The sequence below is a fragment of the Ruegeria sp. YKSD179 genome (assembly GCF_059612885.1).
In genome coordinates, this window is sequence record NZ_JBXWRL010000012.1 from 13,156 (window position 1) to 38,198 (window position 25,043).

The window sequence follows — 25,043 nt, forward strand, 5'->3', positions numbered from 1 at the left end:
ACCTCTATGAGCTATAAAGACGAATTTACGGTCAAGCCGGCGATTTCGGCTGGTCCAATGCCATTTGTTCCCGCTCGAATCGTGGCTTTTGCAGTATTGTTGTTTGTAATTGTTTTTTTGGCGGCCATTAGCATTTGGCCACATCAGGCTTCGACCTTGAATCAGGAAGGCGGATTGATCGAGACCGCCTCGGCGGCTGCACTTTTAGCGGCTGGGTTTGCGGCGCTTTGGAGATATCCCGGATTGGGCCGTCTTTACATAGGGCTGGTTTGCCTTCTGTTGGCTGAACGCGAATTGGAAGCGGACATTTACGCTCATGACAGTCTGGCTTTCTGGGCACTTAATGGATTGGACAATCTACTTGATTTAACCATTATCCGTCTGGCGTTAGCCGTGATCGTGATCGGCGGTCTGTTCTGGCACGGGTTGCCGAACGCATGGCGTGCATTCAAGCAAAAAGCGCCTTTTCTGATTATCTTTGTATTGGCGGGCTCAGCGGCGGTCGTCGCACAGCTTATCGAAGAAATGTCAGGTATGTTGAGCGCGGGCCTGTCAGAAACCATGCTTGTTCGCCTTTTTGTTCTGGAAGAAACGCTTGAGATGTTCTTTTCAATTGGCATTTTGGCTGCCGTTCTGATCGGATGGCCAAAAACCGAAATTGACGAGACATCATATGACATCGCGCCAGAACCACAGTCAGACTAAAGCGGAAATACGCCTTCCAACGCAGGAATTGCGAGACGACATTCCCTTTTTCACCAAGGTTTTGGGCATGCGGATGGATATGATCTATCCGGCTGATGATCCGCGGGTTGCGGTGTTTTCCGGGCACGGGCTGCGCGTGCGAATTGAAAAGGATGCCCCAGAGCCACCTGGCACCCTGCGTATTCTCACCGATCGTCCGGATGAATTTGCCGATGGCCAACGCGCTTTGGTCGCGCCTAATGGCACAAGGGTGGAAATTGAAGAACTCGATCCACCCATGGTTATGCCGGAAACAGTGCATTCCTTTGTCGTGCGACGACTTAAGGATCAGGCTCCCTGGATAATTGGGCGGGCAGGCATGCACTATCGTGACCTTGTTCCAGATAGGCTGGGCGGGTCTATCATTGCCAGCCACATTCGCATTCCAGATGGCGGACCGGTGCCTGACATGGTTCATTTCCACAAAGTCGGGTTTCAGCTGATCTTTTGCATCAACGGATGGGTTGATGTTGTGTATGAGGATCAAGGCAACAAGCTGCGGTTGACAACGGGCGACTGTTTTATCCAACCACCCGAGATCCGCCATCGTGTTCTTGAGGCCTCAGACAATGTGCAGGTCATCGAAATCGGTGTGCCTGCTGAACATGTCACTGAAATCGATCATGAGATGAGTTTGCCAACGCCGCACTTCCGACCTGAACGGGAGTGGCAGGGGCAGCGGTTTGTGTATAATCAAGCCAAAGACGCCGTCTGGCAGCAATTTCGTTTGCCGGGGTATATATGCCGCGATACGACAATTGCAGAGAACACCAAAGGCGTTGCGGGGGTTCAGGTTGTTCGCAGGGGTCAAGGCGATCCAGTTTGGACCAGCCACGACACCGACATTCATTTCACATTTGTCATGAACGGAGAGGTGACTCTCAACGGTGAGGGGCGGGACCCTTTCAGGCTGGAACAGGGTGATGCCTTTGTCATACCACCGGGGATGTTCACGAAGCTTGACGAACCCACGGATGATGTTGAGCTGCTTGAGGTGACTTTGCCGGGAACGTTTGAAACCACGTTAAAATAGCTGCAAATCTGGTAGGAATGTAACTGTCTGGGCCTTAACTCCTCCAATTCTTTCTACTAGGTTGAAATTTTCTGACCATATGATCAAAAAATGGGAAATCGTCATGTCGCTTAAAGAAGCTGCCTTGTCTGTCCGCGAAAAGGCCTATGCGCCATATTCGAATTTCAAGGTTGGCGCGGCTTTGCGGTCGACCTCTGGTGAAATTTTTTCAGGCTGCAATGTTGAAAACGTGGCCTATCCAGAAGGCACTTGCGCAGAGGCAGGCGCAATTGCTGCAATGGTCGCAGCCGGTGAGCAAAAGCTGGCCGAAGTTTACGTGGTCGCCTCAAGCCCTCAACCGGTACCGCCTTGCGGGGGATGCAGACAAAAGCTGGCCGAGTTTGGTAACCGGGATGTCAAAGTGACTCTGGCAACTGTCGAAGGCGATGAGTTTGAAACTACGATCGGCCAGCTTTTACCGGGAGCATTCGACGCTTCGCATATGGAGGATAGCTGACGCAATGGACGCGCGTTCGATCATCGCAAAGCTGCGTCGTGAAGAAGTACCCAGCAGCGAGGAACTTTATTGGTTTGCGCAAGGGCTGGCTGATGGCAGCGTCAGCGATGCGCAAGCTGGGGCCTTCGCAATGGCAGTTTGCATGGGTGGGTTGGGGTCTAAAGGGCGTGCCGATCTGACCATTGCGATGCGCGACAGCGGCGATGTTCTAAGCTGGGACGTGGATGGCCCTGTAATCGACAAACATTCGACCGGTGGAGTTGGTGATTGTGTCAGCCTTTTACTAGCTCCGGCTTTGGCCGAATGCGGTGCATATGTTCCGATGATCTCGGGCAGGGGTTTGGGTCACACAGGCGGTACGCTTGATAAGCTGGAAGCAATCCCCGGTGTAAGCACCCAAATTGGACAGGATCGACTGCAGCAAGTGTTGCGTGACACTGGCGCGGCAATTGTAGGTGCAACTGGCCAAATAGCCCCAGCAGATAGGCGATTGTACGCAGTGCGCGATGTAACTGCCACGGTTGAGAGCCTGGATTTAATCACGGCATCCATTTTGTCAAAAAAACTAGCGGTCAGCCCTGACGCTCTTGTACTGGATGTCAAGGCAGGTAGCGGCGCTTTTATGAAAACCGTTGAGGCCGCCCGCGATCTCGCCAAGGCGTTGACCGAGACTGCCAATGCCGCAGGATGTCGAACGAGCGCTGTTATAACGGATATGTCGCAGCCTCTTGCCCCAGCTTTGGGTAACGCGCTGGAAGTGGCCGAAGTTATGAAAGTTCTCACTAGCGGCAATATTTCACCTTTGGTTGAGATTTCAGCCGAACTTGGCGGCGTACTGCTAGTGGATGCAGGCCTGTGTGACACATTGGAAGAAGGTCGCACACGAATTGCCACAATCATACGCGACGGTAAGGCCGCTGAGCGATTTGGCCGCATGATGGCTGCGGTGGGTGGCCCTGTCCAGTTTGTCGACAACTGGGCCCGCTTTTTACCCGAAGCGAATGTGATCCAAGAGGTTTCTGCGCCTCGTGGTGGATACATTGCGGCGTTTGACGGCGAAGCTCTGGGTCTCACCGTTGTTTCGTTGGGCGGAGGACGTCAGGTTGAAAGTGATATCATAGACCCAGCAGTTGGGATATCGGGACTGCTTCGACTCGGACACCGGGTGGCCAAGGGCGAACCCATTGCCGTCGTCCACGCCGCCCGCGAGGATGTAGCCCGTCGGGCAGAAGCAGGTATTTTGGCTTCCGTTACAATATCTGACACTCCTGTTGAGATACCCGATCTTGTCCATGAAAGGATTACTGCATGACACGTGCATTCCTTTTGGTCATGGACTCGGTTGGGATTGGTGGCGCAGAGGATGCCGACGTTTTTTTTAACGGTGAAATCCCAGACGCAGGCGCCAACACCGTAGCCCATATTGCCCAGGCTTGCGCGGACGGTCACGCCGAAGACGGACGCTCTGGTCCGCTCTTCCTTCCCAATCTTGACGGGTTGGGGCTGGGCGCGGCTGTGCGATTGGCCTCAAACGCGTCCACGCCGGGGTTGAACGGTAAACCTATCGGAAAATGGGGATGCGCGCGCGAGCATTCTCGGGGCAAGGACACGCCTTCTGGTCACTGGGAACTTGCGGGGTTGCCGGTGCCGTGGGATTGGCATTACTTCCCTGACACCGTCCCGGCATTTCCTGCTGATCTAAGCCAAGCGGCCGCGTCGGCGGCCGGTGCGGACGGTATCTTGGGCAATTGCCATGCCTCAGGTACGGCAATCATTGCCGAACTGGGGGCCGAACACATGCAGTCGGGACGGCCGATCTGTTATACATCAGCAGACAGTGTTTTTCAGATTGCTGCGCATGAAGAGACATTTGGACTAGATCGGTTGCTGGAGATGTGTCGTACGCTTGCTCCACGCCTGCACGAAATGAAAGTCGGACGGGTTATCGCACGTCCCTTTGTCGGAACTCCCGATTTGGGGTTTACGCGCACCACGAACCGGAAGGATTTCGCGATATTGCCTCCTGCGCCTGTTCTTACAAACTGGGTGCAGGATGCGGGACGGCACGTCTACGCATTAGGTAAGATTGGCGATATCTTTTCGATGCAAGGGATTGATGAGCTTTACAAAGGTTCAGATGCTGAATTGATGCAGCATTTGTCCAAGCTGACAGATGAAGCTGCGGAAGGGAGCCTGACTTTTGCAAACTTTGTTGAGTTTGACAGCTTATATGGTCACCGCCGCGATATCAGCGGATATGCACGTGCGTTGGAGTGGTTTGATCGCGAAATTGGATTGATCCTAAACAAGCTTTGCCCAAATGACCTGTTGCTGTTGACTGCGGACCATGGCAATGACCCAAGCTGGACTGGCACCGACCATACCCGGGAACAGGTACCTGTATTGATAGCCGGGCAGGGGGGCGGCGAGATCGGGCAGGTAAATTTTGCTGACATCGCAGCCAGTGTCGCGGACCATCTGAACATCCCGGCACAGGGTCCGGGTAGGACTTTTTTATGAATGTAGCCGAGCTGCCCAAAATTGAATTGCACCTACATCACGAGGGTGCGGCCCCGCCGGCGTTCATACGTCAGCTTGCCCATGAAAAACGTGTCGACTTGAGTGGGATATTCAAGTCAAACGGATCGTACGACTTTCGCGACTTTTCCCATTTCCTCAACGTTTACGAGGCGGCGTGCCAAGTCCTTAATTCGCCTGAGGATTTTCGCCGTCTTACTTTGGCTATATTAGAGGAAAGCGCTGAAAACGGAGTGATTTACTCGGAAACTTTCCTCAGCCCGGATTTCTGTGGCGGCGGCGACTTGTCCGCGTGGAAAGATTATTTAAGCGCCATTCAGGACGCGGCAGAAGAGGCGGAGCGTAAGTTTGAAATTACTTTGCGCGGCGTGGTGACTTGCGTTCGCCATTTCGGGCCAGAGCAATCAAAGCGCAGCGCGTATTGCGCAGCCGAAACTGCCGGAGATTGGATTACTGGTTTCGGCATGGGCGGGAACGAGTCTGTTGGTGCACAAGCAGATTACAAGTGGGCCTTTGACTGTGCACGCGAAGCTGGCCTGCAATTGACAACACACGCTGGTGAGTTTGGCGGACCAGAAAGTGTTCGGGACGCGATCCGGCATCTGGGTGTTGAACGGATTGGCCACGGTGTTCGAGCTATTGAAGATCCGGACCTGGTGCACGAGTTGATTGATCGCGGAATCACGCTCGAAGTCTGTCCAGGCTCGAACGTGGTGCTTGGGCTGTATCCAGAGTTCGACTCGCACCCAATTGCGAAGTTGCGCGATGCCGGAGTAAAGGTAACCGTTTCAACAGACGACCCGCCGTTTTTTCACACCACAATGCGGCGTGAATATGAGATGTTGCACCAAGCCTTTGGCTGGGACGCTGAAGATTTCGCTGCGTTGAATAATACCGCATTGGAAGCGGCATTTTGCGATGATGCAACCCGCGAGAAAGTAAAAAAGAGACTGGAGAAACAATGAGCGACCATCTGACTGTCGTAAATCACCCGCTGGTACAGCACAAACTGACGCTCATGCGGGACAAAGGCACTTCGACAGCGGTTTTCCGGCAATTGCTGCGTGAGATAACTTTGCTACTGGCTTATGAAGTCACACGTGAGATGCAGCTGACCACACGCCACATCGAAACGCCGATGGAAGAGATGGATGCGCCTATTCTAGCGGGTAAAAAACTGGCTCTTGTATCGATATTGCGCGCCGGAAACGGTATGCTGGATGGGGTTCTGGAATTGATCCCATCTGCCCGCGTGGGTTTCGTCGGACTATATCGCGATGAAGAGACGCTGAAACCTGTTCAATATTATTTCAAGGCCCCGGAAGGTTTAAAGGACCGTTTAGTAATCGCCGTTGATCCGATGCTGGCGACTGGCAACAGCTCTGCCGCCGCCGTCGACCTGCTGAAGGAAGCAGGTGCGGTCGACATCCGCTTTTTATGCTTGCTTGCCGCTCCGGAAGGAGTCGAAAGGATGAAAGAGGCGCATCCGGACGTGAAGATCGTTACTGCAGCGGTTGATCGCGAATTAAACTCGAAGGGTTACATCATGCCAGGGCTTGGCGATGCTGGTGACCGTATGTTCGGTACCAAATAGCGCTGATCACTGACCGCAGATGTTCTGCAGTTGGATCCAATCACGATCCGGCAATACCTGTTCCAACTCTCTGCCAGCCATCGGGTCGGCTTCAATCAGGCCAAGCACAGATTCTCCGGTAACGTCACGTGCGTAGGCATATGGAGTGGAAGGCATGGCAGCCTGTGCGAACATCGCCAGAAGATCAGTATCTGAAACGTTTGGGATCGGTTCGGTCAGGACCTGCTCGGTATAACTGTCTATGATGTCGGATGTTAACTCGCCCGTGGTCAGCAGGCGGAACGCGGCAATAGGCCCAGTACGATCCAGCAATTCGTCCAGCGGATTCTGTGCTGCCGCTTGTGCGCGGGCTGCAAGGACGTATCCAGCAGCAACAGCGGGGTCTTCGTGGTCTTCAACCAAAGCGCGGTTTAAAACCACAGTTCCGCCAGGTAAGCTAAGGGCGTCGGGCACACCGGCAGGCACAATCACAATTTGTTTGACACCCGTCCTGTTCGCCAGTTTCTGCAACGATACCATCGCTTCCCTTGAGGTGCAGGCTTTTCCCGATACACGCTCGATCCTTTTCAGGACAGCAGCGGCTATTTCTTGGTGTTTGATTTCCGGAACAACTGAAACAACATGATTTTGCAAAGCGTGAGGCAACCACAAGAACAATACAGCCAAAACGGCGAACACAACCCCGCCAACCGAAGCCCAGCGCAGGCGGCCCGGATGAGGCCGGGACCGGTCGATCGCGCGTTGTAGTCGATCGATGGCTTCCAGCATCGTGGTCTCTGACTTTGGCAGTTCAAGCGTCTCGTCCGGATCGCCATCTGGGTTGAAAATTGCCGGGAAGGAGCCCGGATTTTGGCGAACCAAGGCAGCTAGTGACCAGTGTGTCAGTGCGCGGTCGTTAAAATCCGAGATTGTCAGCGTTGCCTCGCCGATCGAAACGACGACCTCGCGTCGTTGCTCTTCGGGTGAAGAGCGCCACAAACCCGTGGCTTCGATCCGCTGGAATTGTTTAAGGGCGGTCATGTTGAAATGCTGCTCGAATTATTTTTTTCAATTCTAGCATGTTGCAATCCCTCGGCGCAAACTTGTTGCGACCGGAATAGCCCATGGGCTGGAACAACTAAGCGCGCATTGGCCAGCTGTTTAGTCAAGAACCCGACGAAGAAAATGCTCTTGCACAATAAGCCGCTGGAACAGAATGAATGATTGCTTCAAATCGACTCAGAATCGGAAAATGCGGGAAATCCATTCTAGGCTTTCGTTTCCAAAAGCGGCCCAAAGTATGGGTTGAGATCAATTTTGTTTGCTAAGAAAGTGATATTGCGCCGATTTAGGCCGTATGCCGGCTCAAATGTGGCCAAAAGAAGTCTCGCTCTCCGTTTTCATGCTAGCACTGTTTGGTCGTTATGAAGGTGCCACTAAAGGGAGCCGGCACGTGTTAAAAGTAGTGAGTTTACCTGATTCTTCTGTTCAATCGGTCAGTATTCAGCGGGCGGTCAGCCAGCGCGCAGTATCCGCGAGACGTGGCGGATTTGTGCATGGGACTAAGATAGCAACGCCAGAAGGCTGGAAGTCGGTGGAGCACATGGCGCCGGGAGATCTTGTCCGAACATTGAACGACGGTGTACGGGAAATACGCCGGATTTCTACAGATACGGTTGCAATTCCTTCAGGTGAAACAAGAGCCGAGTGTCTGCCGGTTCATGTGCCATCTCAGGCTGTCGGCAACAAGCGGCCGGTCTGGCTTCTGCCAGAACAAGGCGTGGCAATGAAACTTAAAAAGCTTGATTCTTCCATGAGTGGCCTGTCTATCGTTCCCGCCAGATTGCTTGGCGGCAAAGGCGAACTGCGATCGCATGCTCCCGCGACAATGTTTGAAGTCACAACTTTGTTTTTCGATCAAGCTGAAGTGATAATCATCGAAGGCGGTTTGCTGGCATATTGCACGGCCTGCCGATTTCGCCGGCAAGCTGCGGTGGGACAGCCAACCTACGAGGTTCTGGGTGATGACGCCGCCGCAGAATACATTGAAGCGATGGCAAGAAATGGCAATTTTTCGGCAATTACAGACCCCTCGGTCGCACCACCGAAGGTCATCCACAAAAATTCAGTTTCCCCTATGCGCCCGACGCTAGGGGTTCGACGTTCAGGTCGCCCGGGTCGCCCAAGTGCAACTGTTCTGGTCATGCGTGCAAGACAGCAGAATTGATGGAATGTTAAGGATGCAGGCAGGTGGCTTCACACGCCTGCATCAATTTGTCAGGCAGCCTTTGTTTCTGGGTTGAACCGACCGTAAAAGCTCTGACCGTTTTCAGCCATTTCACGCAGCAACGGTGGGCAAGCGAAACGTTCACCGAATTTTTCGGTCAACTGGTCGCAGCGCTCGGCCGCATATGGGGTGCCTATAATGTCCAGCCAGCTCAGCGGTCCACCCGACCATGGGGCAAAACCCCAGCCGAGGATAGCGCCAACATCCCCTTCACGGATATCTTCCAGAACGCCTTCTTCAAGAGCGCGGACAGCTTCGAGAACCTGAGCGAACATTAAACGTTCCTGCACTTCAATCAGGTCAGGCTGGTTGTCGGCATGCGGGTACTTCGCCTGCAATCCTTTCCAGTATTCAGTGCGTTTGCCCTTGTCGTCATAGTCAAAAAAGCCGGCATTTGCCTTTCGACCAAGACGGCCCTCTGCCTCCATCCAGAAAATTAGGTCATCGGCTGGACTTTCTTGGTATGCGTCCCCCATTGCAGCCTTGGTAGCGCGCGCAATCTTGGCCCCCAGATCAATGGAAGTTTCGTCATTCAGTTGAATTGGACCAACTGGGAAGCCAAGTTGACGCGCGGCATTGTCGACCAATACCGGGCTGACCCCTTCGGTGATCATCCGCAACCCTTCGTTGATGTAAGGAATGATGCAGCGGTTCGCATAGAAGAAACGCGCATCGTTAACGACGATTGGGGTTTTGCGGATTTGTCGCACGTAATCCAATGCCTTGGCGACCGCCCGATCCCCTGTTTCCTTGCCTTTGATGATCTCAACAAGAAACATCTTTTCCACTGGCGAGAAGAAGTGGATGCCGATGAACTGGTCCGGTCGAACGGATGCCTTAGCCAGATCGGTGATCGGCAGAGTCGAGGTGTTCGAGGCAAAGATACAATCCTCTGGTATGATCGCTTCGACCTTCTTTGTCATTTCTGCTTTAACGCTCGGATCCTCGAACACGGCTTCAATGATCAGGTCGCAGCCCTTTAGTATATCCAGATCGTGTGTTGCAGTAATGCGGGCCAACATGCCTTCTTTTTTCTCAGCTGTGGTCTTGCCGCGTTTTATGCCCTTGTCCAGGTAGGCCTCGGTATAAGCTTTACCCTTGTCGGCGGCTTCTTGGTCGCGATCGATCAGAACGACTTCCATCCCAGCCTGCGCCGAAACCAAAGCGATACCTGCACCCATCATTCCCGCACCCAGGACACCGATCTTCTTAACCGATTGGTCTGGAACGCCCACTGGACGTACAGCACCCTTCTCCAATGCTTCTTTGTTTAAAAAGAGCGAGCGGATCATTGCACCCGATGACGGATTCATCAGCACCGAGGTGAACCATCGTGCTTCGATCTTAAGTGCCGTGTCAAAATCAACCAGCGCTCCTTCATAGACCGCGCTCAGCAATGCCTTGGCTGCTGGGAATGCTCCTTGGGTTTTACCGTTCACCATTGCGGAAGCGCCGACGAAGTTCATAAAACCTGCAGGATGGTATGGCGCACCGCCGGGCATTTTATAGCCTATTGCATCCCAAGGTTTTACCAAATCGGCATCCTTGGCGTTCAGCACCCACTCCTTTGCGGCTGCAACCGGATCTTCTGCGATGTCATCAACGTAACCTGCACCTTTTGCCTTTTTAACATCCAACATCTTGCCTTCCAGCAACAAGGGCGCCGCTGCAATGGGGCCTACTTTGCGGACCATTCGGGTTGTTCCACCCGCGCCGGGGAAAATGCCGACCATTATCTCGGGTAGCCCATATTTTGCCTTCGGGTTTTCAGCGGCAAAGATGCGGTGCGTAGATAAAGGCAGCTCCATACCAATGCCAGCCGCCGTACCGGGCAGGGCAGTCGCGATCGGTTTGCCACCCTTCTTTGTCTTGGGGTCCATGCCCGCCAATTCAATCTTACGCAGCAGGGCGTGCATTTGCATTGTGCCTTCAAACAGTCCTTTGGCTGGGTCGTCGCCCGCCTGTTCCTTCATAACGGCCAAAAGGTTCAGGTCCATCCCGCCAGCGAACGATCCTTCCTTGCCAGAAGTGATGACGACGCCCTTTACTTCGTCATCGGCCAACGCCTGGTCGATTAGGTCACTCAACTGCGCCAAGCCGTCAAACGACATCACATTCATAGTTTTCCCCGGCACATCCCAGGTGATCAGGGCGACGCCGTCGCCGTCTTTCGTCAGAGTGAAATCAGTCATTGTCATCTCCAATCTGGTCAGCCGTCAGCGGGCTGCCGTCTTTCCGCGTGAAAGAGAATCCGTTTTCGTCATCCTTCACCATCATATCTATGTCGCTGTAATAGCCGGTCTCGGTCGGGGTCCGCGTTCCGACCACAAGAAAGGTCGCGGGCACGTCGGTCTTGTTCACAAGGTGGTGGCCGTTCGGTTCCCCTGCGGGCCAAGCAGCGCAGTCACCGGGTTGCATCTGGTGTTCACCACTATCGTCAACCAGTACGCAGGTGCCGCTGAGCATGATTGCGAATTCGTCCTGCTCCATGTGGTAGTGGCGCAGTGAGGACATACCCTGCGGCTCCAAACGAACGATGTTTGCACCGTACTGAGTCAGCCCGCCCGCATCACCGACGCGCTGCACGAAACGACCAGCAGTCGCCTCGGCCAACTTGCCGGGATAGGACGAGCCGCCCTTGAAAGGGATCCGAGAAAGGTCAAGCTTTGGCATCAGACGCGCTCAATGATAGTTGCGGCGCCCATACCCGACGCGATGCACAGAGTTGCCAGACCAGTTTCCTTGTCCTGACGCTCCAATTCGTCCAACAAAGTGCCGATGATCATCGCACCGGTCGCACCCAGCGGGTGACCCATGGCAATTGAGCCACCGTTGACGTTGACTAACTCAGGATCAACATCAAACGCCTGCTGGAAACGCAAAACGACCGAGGCAAAGGCCTCGTTCACTTCGAAAAGGTCCAGATCGCTGATCTGCATGCCTTTATCCGCAAGGATTTTCTCGGTAACGGGCACCGGACCGGTCAGCATGATGGTCGGATCGGTACCGATTTTGGCAGTCGCCTTGATACGGGCCCGGGGCTTCAGACCATATTTTCCGCCAAATTCCTTGTTGCCTATCAGGACTGCAGCTGCGCCGTCGACAATGCCAGAGCTATTACCTGCATGGTGGATGTGGTTGATCTTTTCCAGATGCGGGTACTTCAACATAGCCACCTTATCAAAGCCCGGCATTTGCTCTCCCATCATTGCGAATGAGGGATTTAATGCGCCAAGGCTTTGCATATCGGTGCCAGGGCGCATGTATTCATCGCGGTCCAAAATGGTCAGACCGTTTTGATCCTTGATGGTAATCACCGACTTTTCGAAACGGTTCTCTTCCCAAGCCTTCGCCGCGCGTTTTTGCGACTCGACCGCCAAGGCATCGGCCTGATCACGATCAAACCCGTACTCGGTGGCGATGATATCAGCCGATATTCCCTGCGGAACGAAATATGTTTCTATCGCCAGTGAGGGGTCAACAGCAATTGCGGCTCCATCGCTACCCATGGCGACGCGCCCCATCATTTCAACTCCACCGGCAATATAGGCCTCTCCGGCGCCACCTTTGACTTGGTTTGCCGCCAGGTTCACTGCTTCCATGCCCGAAGCACAAAACCGATTGATCGCTAGGCCAGGAATGGACTGGTCCAGATCTGATGCCAGAACCGCCGAACGCGCCAGGCAGCCGCCTTGTTCCATCACTTGTGTGACGTTACCCCAGATCACGTCCTCGACAGCGTGACCTTCTAAATTATTGCGCTCTTTCATAGCGTTAAGGGTTTGTGCGGACAGGTGCACCGAAGTTACTTCGTGCAGGCTGCCATCTTTCCGACCCTTGCCGCGTGGGGTACGCAGGGCGTCATATATATATGCTTCGGTCATGGGTGTCTCCTTAAGCGCGATCCGACGGGTTGCCGGGCATCAGGTCATAGGGGTGTTTCCAGCCGGGTTGCTCAGACAATCGAGTCAACCAAGCGTCGATATTTGGCCAGTCGGCGCGATCAAAGCCGAATGGTTCGGGGTAATACAGGTATCCGCAGCAACTAAGATCCGCGTTGGTTACGCCATCGCCAACGATCCAGTCGCGGCCATCGAGGTGGGAGTCCAAAATCTGATAAGCAGCCTTCAGACGCCCTTGATTGAAGGCGATCACATCCGGGTTACGGTGTTCTTCCGGTAAAAAATTTACCAAGAATCTAGTCATTCCTGCCATCGAGCTAAGTTTGTGGTTATCCCACAGCACCCAGCGAAGTACCTCGTAGTTCTCTTCGCGGGAAGCACCGCCGAATTTTCCTGATTTCTCGGTTACGTAAGCCTGTATGGCGCCGGATTGGCTGGTTCGAAAATCGCCATCAATGAGGAAAGGTGCCTCTCCCATCTCGTTAATACTGTCTCGGAATTCCTGCTTACGTGTTTCGCCGTTGAAAAAGTCGACAAATACCGGCTCCCACTCCAATCCGGACATTTCCAGCGCCAACGCTGCCTTGTAGGAGTTTCCGCTTTCTCCGAAACAGTGCAATTTGATGGTCATGCAATCGCCCCTCCCGTGGCGCTATTTGTCTTTTTCTCCGCTCGTCTGATGGCGAGCGAGCTTGAGGATCAACGCTTTCGCGATTCCAGTTCGGAATTAAAGATACGTAACCTGTGGGTCAGGTTGTCTTCATCAATCACGCTGTTGAAATTCTCAAATAAAAACGAAAGGGCCTCGCCTTCGTCCAAACCCGCTTCGCGCGAAAAACTTTTTAGTTTGCGATACCCGTCTTCGGTCATCGCAACGGGAAAGCGTCTGGTAAGGCGAAAGCGTTTCGGCATTTGGTGCCCTTCGGTGAGCCGGGTCCGGGCACGTTTGCCGGGACCCGAGGTTGAGGTCAAAAGTTTGCTGCGTCCAGCGCCATCACCGTGTCTGCACCGGTCTGAATCCGCGCCAAATGCATTGCCGTAGCGGGCAATCTGCGAGCCATGTAATAGCGACCGGTACTGATCTTGGTCTCGTAGAAATTCTTATCTGACGCGCCAGCTTCCAGAGCATCTCCGGCGGCCTTGGCCATCTTTGCCCACATCAGGCCCAAACAGACATGGCCGAACATATGCATGAAATCATAGGAGCCGGAAAGAGCGTTGTTCGGGTTCTTCATACCCTCTTGCATGAAATACATTCCAGCGGCCTGCAGGTCTTTCGACGCGGATTTCAGAGGTTCAATGAAGTCCTTGTCGTAAGCTTCGTCTTTGCCGCCGTTTTCTATGCAAAAGTTCTTGACCATTTCGAAAAAGGCCATGACGTGCTTGCCACCATCCTGCGCCAGCTTTCGGCCGACAAGATCCAGCGCCTGAACGCCGTTTGCGCCTTCGTAGATCATCGCGATGCGCGCATCGCGAGTGTATTGCGACATGCCCCATTCTTCGATGTAGCCGTGACCACCATAGACCTGCTGCGCCTTAACGGTCATGTCATAGCCTTCATCGGTCAGAAAGCCTTTGATCACCGGTGTCAGCAAAGAGATCAAGCCGTCAGCGTCCTTATCGCTTGAACGATGCGCTTTATCGATCATAGTGGCGCCCCAAAGAATGAATGCACGTGCGCCCTCGGTAAAGCTTTTCTGGTCCATCAAACTGCGGCGGATATCTGGGTGTACGATCAGCGGATCGGCGGGACCGTCGGGGTTTTTTGGACCTGTCACGTCTCGACCCTGCAGGCGATCCTTGGCGTATTCCAGCGCGTTCTGAAACGCGGCCTCGGCCTGAGACAGACCCTGCATACCAACGCCCAGTCGTGCCTCGTTCATCATTGTGAACATGGCGCGCATGCCTTTGTGCTCGTCGCCCAGCAGCCAGCCGGTCGCTTCGTCATAGTTCATGACACAGGTCGAATTGCCGTGGATGCCCATCTTTTCTTCGATTTTGCCGACCGAAACACCGTTCCGCTCACCCAGCGAGCCGTCCTCGTTTACGACGAACTTGGGCACGATGAACAGAGACACGCCCTTGATGCCCTCGGGGCCACCGGGAATCTTGGCCAATACTAAGTGTATTATGTTGTCGGCCATGTCGTGATCACCCGCCGAGATGAAAATCTTCTGACCGGAAATCTTGTATGAACCGTCATCTTGCTGCTCTGCCTTGGTTCGCATCAGGCCCAGATCGGTGCCGCAATGGGGTTCGGTAAGGTTCATGGTGCCTGTCCATTCACAGCTGACCATGTTGGGCAAGTACTTGTCTTTTTGCGCATCGGACCCGTGCGCCAAAATTGCCGAAGCCGCGCCGTGGGTCAGGCCTTGGTACATCACGAACGCCTGGTTTGCGCCAGAAAACATCTCGCCCACTGCGGTGCCTATGACATAAGGCATATTCTGCCCGCCATATTCCTCTGGCATGTCAAGGCCAGTCCAGCCACCTTCCTTCATTTGCTCAAATGCATCCTTAAAGCCGGTGGGGGTGTAGACGATGCCATTTTCTAAACGACAGCCTTCGGTGTCACCCACCGTGTTCAGCGGGTGAAGAACGTTTGAGGCTACTTTTCCAGCCTCCTCCAGAACTGCGGCGGTAAAATCTGCCTCCAACTCGTCATAGCCCGGAATGTCAGATTCCGAAACTTTGAGAACATCATGCAGAATGAACTGAGTGTCCTTTGTCGGCGCGTTAAATACGGGCATTTGAAGCTCCCTTAATTCAGATGTTCGGGTGGCAGGCTGGCGAGAGGATCACTCGGCCGCCTTCTTTTCCTGTTTCATCGAGGCGATAACTTTTTCGCCCCACCGCAACTGCTCTTTCAGATCGTCGATGGCCTGAGTCAGTTCTTCGCGTCGTAATTCCATGTCTGCCAGTCGCTCGCATGCTATTTCATAGGTGCGGGACATCTGGGTCAGTTGCTGATCACCTACGTGATACAAATCCAGAAGCTGGCGAATTTCTTCTAGGCTGAAGCCAAAACGCTTGCCGCGCAGGATCAATTTCAGCCGTGCGCGGTCGCGTTTGGTGAACAGACGTTTTTGGCCTTCACGGATTGGAAATAAAAGTTCCTTGGCCTCGTAGAACCGTAAGGTGCGTGGCGTGACGTCGTATGTCGCGCACATTTCTCGGATTGTCATCAGTTCTTCGGTCATTTTTCAAACTCTCATCACTGGCGTCTGTGTCTGAATTGCGCAGTCGATGGAGAACATACAACACTTAGATGACGTTTACGTAATGCAAACGCTACGTCACTTTTGAGTTGACGTAACATCAGGTCACGTCATCCCGCGTTTTGGGTAAGATTATTCCTCTGTGTAGAGGTCGGCATTGGCTTGGGACCGATGTCAAGACCAGACGCTTTAGAAGTGCTCGGGCGTTTCAGCGTATCGAGTTTGCGGTCTGGTCGCGTAATTCCTGCAACGCGTCCATTGCCTCGTCCAATTGTTGCCGTTGCTTTCTCAGCTCTTCCATCTGACGATCAGCCATTTCAACAAAGGTTGCCATTTGCGCTTCGTTCCCTTGATCTTCATAGATCAGTAACCACTGGCGAATTTCTTCCAGCTGAAAGCCAAATTTCCGACCGCGCATGATCAGTTTCATGCGTGCACATTCTCGTGGCCCGTAGAACCGTGATCGCCCGTCGCGATCCGGTTGCAGCAGTTCAATATACTCGTAGTAACGCAGGGTGCGTGGAGTCACTTCGAACTCTGCACACATTTCTTTGAATGACAAACGGTCGTCGGACATCCCTGGTCTCCTCCGCAGCAAACCTAGGGCGTCGTGGCTTCAAGCGCAACAGGTGGGCTTGCCCTTTGCCGGACCTGCGGCTCATAAAGGGCGTGCACAGTACGGGACGCAACACTATGGTCAATAAGACAGAATTAGCGCGCCAATTTATCGAGGCCATTCCCCATGCCAAAGCGCTGGGCCTAGATTTAACCCATATCGGCGAAGGCGAGGCCGAGATTTCCATGCCTTATAATGAACAATTGATCGGAGACCCGCGAACAGGTGTCATTCATGGCGGGGCAGTTTCGACCATGCTGGATACATGTTGCGGTGCAGCAGTCATGAGCCACCCATCGACCCCGGGAGGCACGGCTACGATTGACCTGCGCATTGACTACATGCGCGCGGCGACGCCGGGGCAGAGCATTCGGACGCGTGCAACTTGCTATCACATTACCCGCAACGTTGCTTTTGTGCGGGCAACCGCAACCGACGATGACGCTGACCGACCTGTTGCTACCGCATCGGGCGCCTTTACCGTGGAGGGTCGGTGAATGGCGCGTCCTCGTCCCGAACCCATGCAAGTGGTCAAACAACGCCGTGATGCCGCGTTAACGGCGCTGGTCGAAGGCGTGCCGTATATTCGTTTCCTCAACATCGGTTTTGACCGGCGCGGGGACGAACTGACCGGCATTTTGAATTACGATGAGAAGTTGATCGGAAATCCGTTTTTGCCTGCCTTGCATGGCGGCGTTACGGCGGCATTTCTCGAAGTGACAGCTGTAATCACCCTGAGCTGGGAAAACATGTTCCCCAAAATCGAAACTGGCGAAATCGACGCTAATGACATTGTGACTGATGAGAGGATCCGGTTTCCCAAAACAATTGATTTCACGGTTGATTACTTACGTTCGGGCTTACCGCGCGATGCGTATGCGCGGGCCTTTATCAATCGGTCTGGGCGCAGATATGCATCGGTCCGGGTCGAGGCGTGGCAGGACAACCATGCCAAGTTGTTTGCGCAGGGAACAGGACATTTCCTGATGCCGCAGGACCCAGAGACCCAGCCCCGGTGATGGAGGACGCAGCAGCGCCTATTACGCATCGGCGGGTGTTAAAGATCGCGGCGCCGATTGTTCTGTCCAACGCCACGGTTCCAATACTAGGGGCGGTTGACACAGGCGTGGTGGGACAGATGGGGCAGGCCGCGCCGATCGGAGCCGTGGGTATGGGCGCAGTAATCCTGGCGTCGATTTACTGGATATTCGGTTTTCTGCGCATGGGCACGACGGGTCTGGCCGCGCAAGCCAGAGGCGCGGGTGATACTGCGGAAACCGGAGCCTTGCTGATGCGCGGCCTTCTGTTGGGCGGAGTTGCAGGCTTTTTCTTTATCATCATTCAGGTTTGGGTGTTTTTAGGCGCGTTTGCCTTATCTCCGGCCAGCCCAGAGGTGGAGATGCTGACCCGTGATTACTTGCAGATACGAATCTGGGGGGCGCCGGCAACTATCGCGCTGTATGCAATTACCGGATGGTTGATCGCCATTGAGCGGACTCGGGGCGTGTTCTTACTGCAAGTCTGGATGAATGGTCTGAACATTCTTTTGGACCTTTGGTTCGTCCTTGGATTGGGTTGGGGTGTTGAAGGGGTCGCAGTTGCCACCCTGATTGCGGAATGGACAGGGCTGGCCCTCGGGCTTTGGCTTTGCGGTGACGCTTTCGGCGGTAACCAATGGCGAGATTGGCCGCGTATATTTGACGCCTCACGCCTGCGCCGCATGATGCAAGTCAATGGAGACATAATGGTGCGATCGGTGTTGTTGACCGGTGCATTCACTACGTTTTTGTTCGTTGGGTCTGATCTGGGAGACGTGAACCTCGCCGCAAATCAAGTTCTGCTTCAATTTCTTGAAATCACAGCGTTTGCATTGGACGGCTTCGCTTTTTCTGCTGAGGCGTTGGTGGGTGGAGCGGTTGGCGCAGGTGATCGCGCACGCGTCCGACAGGCGTCAATGATGGCTTCTCAGTGGGGTTTGGGTGGCGCGGTTGTCTTGGGGCTTGTGTTTTTTCTGGCCGGGCCTGCCCTGATCGATCTTATGGCGACATCTCCAGAAGTACGTGAAGCGGGTCGCGAATTTCTGTTTTGGGCGGCCCTTGCACCGATCATCGGTGTGGCCAGTTGGATGTTCGATGGCATTTACATCGGCGCGACTTGGACGCGCGAGATGCGAAACGCTATGATCCAATCGGTTTCCGTTTATGTGATTGCCTTGGCGATCTTGGTTCCGGCATTTGGAAACCATGGCCTTTGGGCGGCACTTATGGTTCTGAACATTGTGCGCGGTGTTACATTGGGCTGGCGCTATCCGCGGCTTGAGGCGCAGATCGGCTAAAGCAGAGCCAGCAAGTTTTCAGGAGGGCGTCCGATGACTGCTGTATCTCCGGAAATTCCTACTGGGCGTTCGATCAAGATTGGATTGTCAACCATGGCTCGGATCAGCTCTGCATCCGTCGTAGTTTTAGCTAGCCCGACCTCTTTAAACAGTCTTTCACCGGTGCGGACCATTCTGATGACAGGTAGGTCGAGTTTTTCTAGAACATCTCGCAACTCGTCTTCGGTCGGCGTATCTTCGAGATATTTACGAATGTTGAGGACTGCGCCTTTCTCCTCCAACAATGCCAATCCGATGCGTGACTTAGAGCAGCGCGGGTTGTGCCAATATTCGATCAAAGCCAATCCTTTCTTTTTGTTCCAACCGCATACGCCACGTTTTCAAAGCCGTCACGTTCCAACAACTTATCCAGGCCGATCGCAATTTCTGCAGCTAGTGAAATTCCGCCGAATACCATCGCAGTGTAGAACTGCACAGCCGACGCGCCCGCACATATTTTGTCATAGGCTTGTTGTGCAGTGCTGATGCCGCCGACGCCGATCAGAGGGATATTCCCCTCAGTCAGTTCACTTAGTCTAGCCAGGACGCGGGTGGATTTTTCGAACAAAGGTGCGCCTGACAGGCCGCCGGCCTGATGTTTGTGTGCACTTTGCAAACCGTCTCTCGACAGAGTGGTGTTGGTGGCGATCACTGCGTCTACACCGGTTTCCTGGGCAACGTCCGCGATGTCTTGCAGCTCGTTATCGGTAAGGTCTGGTGCAATTTTCAGAAATATCGGCAAGGCGCGAGGCAGTTCGTCACGCGTTTCTATTACGTTATTCAGCAAGGCGCTGAGCGCGGCTTTGCCTTGCAGGTCGCGCAGTTTCTCTGTGTTAGGCGAAGACACGTTTACTGTAGCGAAATCAAGATGTTTTGCGCAATGCAACAGCACTTTGGAAAAGTCTGCAGGCCTGTCATCGCTATCCTTGTTTGCGCCTAGGTTCAAACCGATCACGGCATCTGACGGACGGTTGGCCAAACGCTGCGATATGATCTCCATCCCCTCGTTGTTGAAGCCAAATCGATTGATGGCCGCCGCATCCTCGGTCAATCGGAAAAGGCGCGGTTTGGGGTTGCCTGATTGGGGGCGGGGAGTGGCTGCCCCGACCTCGATAAATCCGAATCCTACGCGCGAAAGTGGGCCTAATGCCTCAGCATTTTTGTCAAATCCGGCGGCCAGACCCACTGGGTTGGGAAGGTCCAAGCCCGCAACCCGTGTGCAAAGGCGCGGAGACGTAACCGGGCCGGGCATAGGCGCCAGTCCGGATTTTAACGCTTTGATGGATAGCCCATGGGCCGTTTCCGGATCCAACATATGCAGCGCGGAAAGCCCAAGTTTCTCGGTCAGTTTCATCCGAACGAAGTTCCACTCTGACTGGGCGCGCAGCGGATCAACCGCGAAGTATCCACGGCAGCTTGCCTGTGCACTACCGCTTTTTGATAGTCTGGGTCAGTTACCATCTGCAGAAAAACGTGTGCTGTAGGGTAACGGGCAATGAAAACCTCATCCCAAGACTCGTTGCCTGGGCCTATTAACGTTGTCTGAAAAGTTCCTCGCCACAGGATTGTCGCCCCCAATCGCGCGATAATCGGAGCGGTTTCTAAACCATAGCGATGATATGCCTCGGCCCCGGTCAGCCTCGCGTCAGCAAGCGTATGACCTTTGGGATAAACTGCATTGGCCCGAAAACGAACAAGGTTCAGCATCTCGATTGGATGATCGCGATCGAGTGCTTTGAATGCTTCGAATTGTTTGCGCTCAGGATCAACGAAACCCGTCATTTCATTTCCTCTGGAAACACATGCGCCTGGCCTTCAAGTGGCAGGGGACGCGACCATATCACATCGGTCATTCGAATCTGGCGGTATAGATGCGGAAACAGCGCCCCGCCACGTGACGGTTCCCACGTCAGATCGCTGCCCATGGAATCTGGATCGCAGGCTAACAGCGTTAATCCCTCGACCCCCGAGAAATGCTTAGCTGCGGTTTCAGCGGCCTGCTCGGCGGTCGAGAAATGGACATATCCGTCCGAGACATCAATCGGTGCGCCGTCGGTCGCTCCATCCGCCTGCAGCTTTGCCCATTCTTCAGCCCTAAAAATCTTGTAAATAAGCATGGCCCTGTGATGCCCGGGTCAAAGCGCGGAATCAAGACGGATTTCCCCCTTTGACTCTTTACCGCTGACGTCGCACGATCTTGGCAATCAATAACAGGGAGTTTCTCAATGCTTACCAGATTTCTGGCTACAGCCGCAGTTTTCGGTCTAACCGCAGGGGTGGCGGCAGCAGATTATAAACTGACGATTCTGCACACCAATGACTTTCATGCTCGTTTCGAGCCGATCAACAAATATGACAGTGGCTGCGGAGAGGAAGACAACGCCGAGGGCAAATGCTTTGGCGGCTCGGCACGTTTGGTGACTGCGGTGAAAGAAGCGCGCGATCGTGCCGACAATTCTATTCTTGTGGATGGCGGCGACCAATTTCAAGGTTCGTTGTTCTACACATATTACAAGGGAAAGGTTGCAGCCGAGTTCATGAACAAACTTGGTTACGACGCGATGACGGTTGGCAATCACGAATTCGACGACGGGCCCGAAGTTCTTCGTGGGTTCATCGATTCAGTAGATTTTCCAGTATTGATGTCGAACGCGGACATTAAGGATGAAGAGCTGCTAACGGACAAAATAAAGAAATCGACCGTTATTGAAATTGGCGGTGAAAAGATTGGTTTGGTTGGCCTTACCCCCGAAGATACGCACGATCTGGCCTCGCCCGGTCCGAATATCACTTTTTCTGATCCTGTGCCCGCCGTTCAAGCCGAAGTCGAAAAACTGACTGCTGAGGGCGTAAATAAGATCATCGTTCTAAGTCATTCCGGCTACGGAGTTGACCAGCGCGTTGCGCAAGAGACGACTGGTGTCGATGTGATTGTGGGCGGACATTCGAACACTTACCTGTCTAACGTATCCGATAAGGCAGTTGGCCCTTACCCCACCGTTGTGAACGGTGTTCAAATTGTCCAAGCCTACGCATACGGCAAGTTCCTGGGCGAGCTAAATGTGACCTTCGACGACGATGGAAACGTCATCGAAGCAAGCGGTGAGCCTCTGATCATGGACAACACCGTGACAGAGGATCAGGCGGCGCTAGACCGAATTGCAGAGCTGGCAAAACCACTGGAGGAAATCCGAAACAAGGTTGTGGCAAATTCGGCGGCCGCCATTGAAGGTGACCGTGCGATCTGTCGCGTTCAGGAATGCGAGATGGGCAACCTAGTGGCAGACGCGATGTTGGCACGCGTGGCCGATCAGGGCGTGCAACTGGCGATCGCCAACTCAGGTGGTTTGCGGGCGTCGATCGATCCGGGCGACGTGACTATGGGCGAGGTGCTGACTGTACTGCCATTCCAAAACACTCTTTCGACGTTTGAAATAAGTGGTCAGGGCGTAATCGACGCACTTGAAAACGGTGTTAGCCAAGTCGAAGAAGTCAAAGGCCGCTTCCCTCAGGTCGCTGGAATGACTTTTACTTGGGATCCCGCAGTTGCCCCAAACGAAGGCCGAATTGTCGAGGTGTTGGTTGCCAAAGGAGATGGCTTTGAGCCGATTGACCCGGCGGCGACTTATCTGGTTGTCACGAATAATTACGTTCGCAATGGCGGCGACGGCTACAAAATGTTCGAGGGCGACGACAAAAACGCCTATGATTTTGGCCCCGACCTTGCCGACGTAACAGCTGAGTACCTAGCCGAAAACGCGCCATATCAGCCTTATCTGGATGGACGTATAAAACAGAAGTAAGTTGGCTCAACCTTTTAAGGCCGCCTGTCACGGGCGGCCTTTTTTCATTTCAATTCAAATCGTATTCTGGCCAGAGTGAACGGTCCAAGTCATCCAGCATGGGCTTCAAGTGATCTTCGACTTTGCGCCAACCACCAATGGACCGGGTCGTAATTGCTCTGCGAACCCGATCGGCGCTGGCCGTTCGCACCTGTTTAGTGTTTTCTTCTGGGTGGATCATGCGTTCGGTCCAGCCTATTCCGCAAAAGGCAGCCACTTTTCGGCTGTAAGCTTCGGGATTGCCAACGAGGTTTTCGTAGGAAATCGCCATGATGCGTTCACCGAAAATCCGATCCCAATGATTCATATATTGGCGATACAAGTTGGCCGAATGGGCAATCGCCCTTAGGTTCGAGGAATACCTCATGCCGAGTGCCGGAAATCGTCGTGTCCATTTGGACAACCCAACATCACGGGGATCGCGTAAGATATTGATAAATTTGGCGTTTGGAAAGGCGGCCGCCAAGAAACCAAGAAGTTGATAGTTGTGTGGCATCTTGTCGATGAACGCAGTTGCGCCATCTGGTAGTGGCGGCATCAAGTTGCAGTAATCCCGCGCAAAAGCTTTCGCGTCCTGTTCATTAAAGGACTTTTGATCATCAATAAAAGGTCGGGACAAATCCCCAGCCAGAGACAGCTCGCCGCAGCCGAAAACTTCATTTACTACGCTTAGCATCATTTCCATCAGCGTAGTACCCGAGCGAGGTTGCCCGACTACAAATATGGGCATCGGGGTCGAAGTTTCATCCGATTCAGGGAGCGTATTGTCGATTGGGAATAGGTTGCGAATGCGGTTCAGCTGATCTTCTTCTGCGGCGGGGTCGTAGGGGTTTACCTGATGTTGAGCGGTATTGGCGTGCGCGAACTGGGGCATTGCCGCAGCCAGACTATCCATACGGGATATCAAATGGGCCTTGGCGAACTCCAAGTCTACATCGGTGTGTGGCTGCGCGGCGATGGCCGTTTCAACATTGTTCAGCAGTTCTTGCGCTTCGTCTCGATCGGCCATCGTCGCCAATTGATGCAGGGTCTTTGCATGCTGGCTATCTGACTGCAAAACATCGTGGAGCATTTTCGTGCTGCCGTGGATATCGCCCGAATGACGCAGATCGATTGCCATTTGACAGGCGATTTCGGTATTGTCGGGGGCAAGCTCGTATGCGCGAGCATAATCAGCGGAACTTTGTGCTAAAAAACCGACGCGTCCGTAAGCGCGACCCCGGTTCAGGTATAACACCGGGTTTTCAGGTTCAGCAGTCAAACGCTGAGTCGTATAGTCGATGATCTGCCGACTATTGGTTCCTTTCATGCCGATCTCGTCAATGACCCTGGTTAGCTCGCTATTGTTTGGGAATTGCCTGAGCTTCTTTTCCGCGTAAGTCAGCGCTTGCGGAATTTGACCCGTCTGCATCAAGGCGTTTGCCAGATTTTCAGCGAATTGTGCGTCTTCAGGCTTAATTCGCGCGGCTTCGACGAAATGCGAAATCGACTGTCGATAACGTTCCATTTGTGTCAGGGCAAATCCCGCTATTGCGTGGTAATCCACATCATTAGGAAATTTCTTGGCACCAAGCTGCGCCTTTTTCACTGCCTGTGGAAATTTCCCAGACTTAAGATCACTTAACGCTTTGCTCTTTAGGGATTTCGCTGTTTGTTGTGCCATAGGGCGCATTTTCCGCGTACGTGCTGACAAGAATGGTTATCAAATCATTAACATGTGTGGAAGATTTGCAATAACACTTCCGAACGATGCGATGGCTCAGCTGTTCGCCGCACGTCCGGCCAACGATTTGCCGCATGTTCCCAATTTCAATGTGTGTCCAACGAACTTGGTGCACGTGGTGCGTTCATCGGACGGCGCGCGTCGTCTGGATGCGCTACGATGGGGGTTTCTGCCGCATTGGTACAAAACAGAAACTGCTGGGCCATTGTTGATCAATGCCCGGGCTGAGACCTTGGCCGACAAACCCGCCTTTCGCGCTGCTTGCCGCGAAAGGCGATGCCTGGTTGTTGCGACGGGTTTTTACGAATGGACTAAATCCGAGGATGGGCAAAGGTTACCATGGTACATCCACCGCCACGACAGCGGGGCCATCGCTTTTGCCGGCGTTTGGCAGGATTGGGGGCCTGAAACCGCACGGCAGAGAACCTGTGCGATCGTTACGACAGCGGCGAACAAAAAACTCGGCAATATTCACCACCGGATGCCTTTGATACTAGAGCCCGAGGATTGGGCGCTCTGGTTGGGGGAGGCCGGGAAAGGAGCTGCAAAACTTATGTGTCCGGGTGCAGAGGAAATTCTGGAATTCCATCGTGTCGGACGCGCAGTAAATTCCAACCGTGCTTCGGGACCGGGATTGATAGAACCTGTCCAAGGTGACTAACTGCAACTTTCCTTCTCGTCCTTGGCCGGATAGAGG

General features: G+C 53.7%; 27 protein-coding genes. 13 read left to right on the forward strand and 14 right to left on the reverse strand.

Annotation, left to right across the window (positions count from 1 at the left end):
- Positions 1–6 precede the first annotated feature (6 nt).
- From AC2FNE_RS08865 to upp, 7 genes are all read left to right on the forward strand, one after another.
- Positions 7–705 (forward strand): hypothetical protein, encoded by a 699-nt coding sequence (locus tag AC2FNE_RS08865; RefSeq protein ID WP_170605017.1) that lies wholly within the window; start codon positions 7–9, stop codon positions 703–705.
- Positions 674–1,777, forward strand: coding sequence for a cupin domain-containing protein (locus tag AC2FNE_RS08870; RefSeq protein WP_170605019.1), 1,104 nt, complete (start codon positions 674–676; stop codon positions 1,775–1,777). The genes AC2FNE_RS08865 and AC2FNE_RS08870 overlap by 32 nt, the downstream gene beginning before the upstream one ends.
- A 79-nt stretch (positions 1,778–1,856) precedes the next feature.
- On the forward strand, positions 1,857–2,273 hold the full coding sequence (locus tag AC2FNE_RS08875) for a cytidine deaminase (RefSeq protein WP_170605021.1): 417 nt from the start codon (positions 1,857–1,859) through the stop codon (positions 2,271–2,273).
- Positions 2,274–2,277: 4 nt separating this feature from the next.
- The gene (locus AC2FNE_RS08880) at positions 2,278–3,585 is read left to right on the forward strand and encodes a thymidine phosphorylase (protein ID WP_170605023.1); all 1,308 of its coding nucleotides are present in this window, start codon (positions 2,278–2,280) and stop codon (positions 3,583–3,585) included.
- On the forward strand, positions 3,582–4,793 hold the full coding sequence (locus AC2FNE_RS08885) for a phosphopentomutase (RefSeq protein ID WP_496805203.1): 1,212 nt from the start codon (positions 3,582–3,584) through the stop codon (positions 4,791–4,793). Before AC2FNE_RS08880 ends, AC2FNE_RS08885 begins: the two co-directional genes overlap by 4 nt.
- The gene (locus AC2FNE_RS08890) at positions 4,790–5,776 is read left to right on the forward strand and encodes an adenosine deaminase (RefSeq protein ID WP_170605027.1); all 987 of its coding nucleotides are present in this window, start codon (positions 4,790–4,792) and stop codon (positions 5,774–5,776) included. The genes AC2FNE_RS08885 and AC2FNE_RS08890 overlap by 4 nt, the downstream gene beginning before the upstream one ends.
- Positions 5,773–6,405: a uracil phosphoribosyltransferase gene (gene upp, locus AC2FNE_RS08895; RefSeq protein ID WP_170473060.1), complete on the forward strand. Its 633-nt coding sequence runs from the start codon at positions 5,773–5,775 to the stop codon at positions 6,403–6,405. The genes AC2FNE_RS08890 and upp overlap by 4 nt, the downstream gene beginning before the upstream one ends.
- A gap of 6 nt (positions 6,406–6,411) precedes the next feature.
- Here upp and AC2FNE_RS08900 read toward each other — a convergent pair whose 3' ends face one another.
- On the reverse strand, positions 6,412–7,425 hold the full coding sequence (locus AC2FNE_RS08900) for a hypothetical protein (RefSeq protein ID WP_170473057.1): 1,014 nt from the start codon (positions 7,423–7,425) through the stop codon (positions 6,412–6,414).
- A 412-nt stretch (positions 7,426–7,837) separates the two neighbouring features.
- On the opposite strand from AC2FNE_RS08900, the gene AC2FNE_RS08905 reads away from it, so the two are divergent.
- Positions 7,838–8,611, forward strand: a complete 774-nt coding sequence (locus tag AC2FNE_RS08905; protein WP_367648120.1) for a Hint domain-containing protein — start codon at positions 7,838–7,840, stop codon at positions 8,609–8,611.
- Positions 8,612–8,661: 50 nt separating this feature from the next.
- Here AC2FNE_RS08905 and AC2FNE_RS08910 read toward each other — a convergent pair whose 3' ends face one another.
- The 8 genes from AC2FNE_RS08910 to AC2FNE_RS08945 all read right to left on the reverse strand — a co-directional run bounded on the left by AC2FNE_RS08910 (position 8,662) and on the right by AC2FNE_RS08945 (position 16,368).
- Complete coding sequence (locus tag AC2FNE_RS08910; protein WP_496805204.1) at positions 8,662–10,863, reverse strand: 3-hydroxyacyl-CoA dehydrogenase NAD-binding domain-containing protein; 2,202 nt, start codon at positions 10,861–10,863, stop codon at positions 8,662–8,664.
- Positions 10,856–11,344: a cupin domain-containing protein gene (locus tag AC2FNE_RS08915; protein WP_170605032.1), complete on the reverse strand. Its 489-nt coding sequence runs from the start codon at positions 11,342–11,344 to the stop codon at positions 10,856–10,858. The genes AC2FNE_RS08910 and AC2FNE_RS08915 overlap by 8 nt, the downstream gene beginning before the upstream one ends.
- Complete coding sequence (locus tag AC2FNE_RS08920) at positions 11,344–12,555, reverse strand: acetyl-CoA C-acetyltransferase (RefSeq protein ID WP_496805205.1); 1,212 nt, start codon at positions 12,553–12,555, stop codon at positions 11,344–11,346. The genes AC2FNE_RS08915 and AC2FNE_RS08920 overlap by 1 nt, the downstream gene beginning before the upstream one ends.
- Positions 12,556–12,565: 10 nt before the next feature.
- Positions 12,566–13,204, reverse strand: a complete 639-nt coding sequence (locus tag AC2FNE_RS08925; protein ID WP_170605036.1) for a glutathione S-transferase family protein — start codon at positions 13,202–13,204, stop codon at positions 12,566–12,568.
- A gap of 68 nt (positions 13,205–13,272) precedes the next feature.
- Positions 13,273–13,485 carry a hypothetical protein gene (locus AC2FNE_RS08930; RefSeq protein ID WP_170473039.1) on the reverse strand — a complete coding sequence of 71 codons (213 nt, stop codon included), beginning with the start codon at positions 13,483–13,485 and terminating at the stop codon, positions 13,273–13,275.
- Between the two features lie 56 nt (positions 13,486–13,541).
- Positions 13,542–15,323, reverse strand: a complete 1,782-nt coding sequence (locus tag AC2FNE_RS08935; protein ID WP_170605038.1) for an acyl-CoA dehydrogenase C-terminal domain-containing protein — start codon at positions 15,321–15,323, stop codon at positions 13,542–13,544.
- A 48-nt stretch (positions 15,324–15,371) separates the two neighbouring features.
- On the reverse strand, positions 15,372–15,773 hold the full coding sequence (locus AC2FNE_RS08940; RefSeq protein WP_170605040.1) for a MerR family transcriptional regulator: 402 nt from the start codon (positions 15,771–15,773) through the stop codon (positions 15,372–15,374).
- A gap of 226 nt (positions 15,774–15,999) precedes the next feature.
- Entirely contained in the window at positions 16,000–16,368 is a 369-nt protein-coding gene (locus tag AC2FNE_RS08945; RefSeq protein WP_170605042.1) for a MerR family transcriptional regulator, read from the reverse strand.
- A 116-nt stretch (positions 16,369–16,484) separates the two neighbouring features.
- Between AC2FNE_RS08945 and AC2FNE_RS08950 the strand changes: the two genes are divergently transcribed.
- From AC2FNE_RS08950 to AC2FNE_RS08960, 3 genes are read left to right on the forward strand one after another with little or no spacing between them, the layout of a single operon-like run.
- Positions 16,485–16,904, forward strand: a complete 420-nt coding sequence (locus AC2FNE_RS08950) for a PaaI family thioesterase (RefSeq protein WP_170473031.1) — start codon at positions 16,485–16,487, stop codon at positions 16,902–16,904.
- Complete coding sequence (locus tag AC2FNE_RS08955) at positions 16,905–17,426, forward strand: PaaI family thioesterase (RefSeq protein ID WP_170605044.1); 522 nt, start codon at positions 16,905–16,907, stop codon at positions 17,424–17,426.
- A complete protein-coding gene (locus AC2FNE_RS08960) occupies positions 17,426–18,742 on the forward strand; it encodes an MATE family efflux transporter (RefSeq protein WP_496805206.1) in 1,317 nt (438 codons plus the stop codon). Before AC2FNE_RS08955 ends, AC2FNE_RS08960 begins: the two co-directional genes overlap by 1 nt.
- Here the strand turns inward: AC2FNE_RS08960 and arsC are convergent.
- The 4 genes from arsC to AC2FNE_RS08980 are packed head-to-tail and all read right to left on the reverse strand — an operon-like array spanning position 18,739 to position 20,898.
- Entirely contained in the window at positions 18,739–19,080 is a 342-nt protein-coding gene (gene arsC, locus AC2FNE_RS08965; RefSeq protein ID WP_170605316.1) for an arsenate reductase (glutaredoxin), read from the reverse strand. The two genes, AC2FNE_RS08960 and arsC, sit on opposite strands and share 4 nt — an antisense overlap.
- The gene (locus AC2FNE_RS08970) at positions 19,077–20,135 is read right to left on the reverse strand and encodes a quinone-dependent dihydroorotate dehydrogenase (protein ID WP_170605048.1); all 1,059 of its coding nucleotides are present in this window, start codon (positions 20,133–20,135) and stop codon (positions 19,077–19,079) included. Before AC2FNE_RS08970 ends, arsC begins: the two co-directional genes overlap by 4 nt.
- Entirely contained in the window at positions 20,132–20,563 is a 432-nt protein-coding gene (locus tag AC2FNE_RS08975) for a DUF1330 domain-containing protein (protein ID WP_170473023.1), read from the reverse strand. The genes AC2FNE_RS08970 and AC2FNE_RS08975 overlap by 4 nt, the downstream gene beginning before the upstream one ends.
- Positions 20,560–20,898 (reverse strand): DUF952 domain-containing protein, encoded by a 339-nt coding sequence (locus AC2FNE_RS08980; RefSeq protein ID WP_170605050.1) that lies wholly within the window; start codon positions 20,896–20,898, stop codon positions 20,560–20,562. Before AC2FNE_RS08980 ends, AC2FNE_RS08975 begins: the two co-directional genes overlap by 4 nt.
- A gap of 108 nt (positions 20,899–21,006) precedes the next feature.
- On the opposite strand from AC2FNE_RS08980, the gene AC2FNE_RS08985 reads away from it, so the two are divergent.
- The gene (locus AC2FNE_RS08985; protein ID WP_170605051.1) at positions 21,007–22,584 is read left to right on the forward strand and encodes a bifunctional metallophosphatase/5'-nucleotidase; all 1,578 of its coding nucleotides are present in this window, start codon (positions 21,007–21,009) and stop codon (positions 22,582–22,584) included.
- A gap of 49 nt (positions 22,585–22,633) precedes the next feature.
- Here AC2FNE_RS08985 and AC2FNE_RS08990 read toward each other — a convergent pair whose 3' ends face one another.
- Positions 22,634–24,286, reverse strand: coding sequence for a tetratricopeptide repeat-containing sulfotransferase family protein (locus tag AC2FNE_RS08990; protein ID WP_496805207.1), 1,653 nt, complete (start codon positions 24,284–24,286; stop codon positions 22,634–22,636).
- Positions 24,287–24,338: 52 nt separating this feature from the next.
- Here AC2FNE_RS08990 and AC2FNE_RS08995 point away from each other — a divergent pair, with 52 nt between their 5' ends.
- Positions 24,339–25,007 (forward strand): SOS response-associated peptidase, encoded by a 669-nt coding sequence (locus AC2FNE_RS08995; RefSeq protein ID WP_170473011.1) that lies wholly within the window; start codon positions 24,339–24,341, stop codon positions 25,005–25,007.
- Positions 25,008–25,043 lie beyond the last annotated feature (36 nt).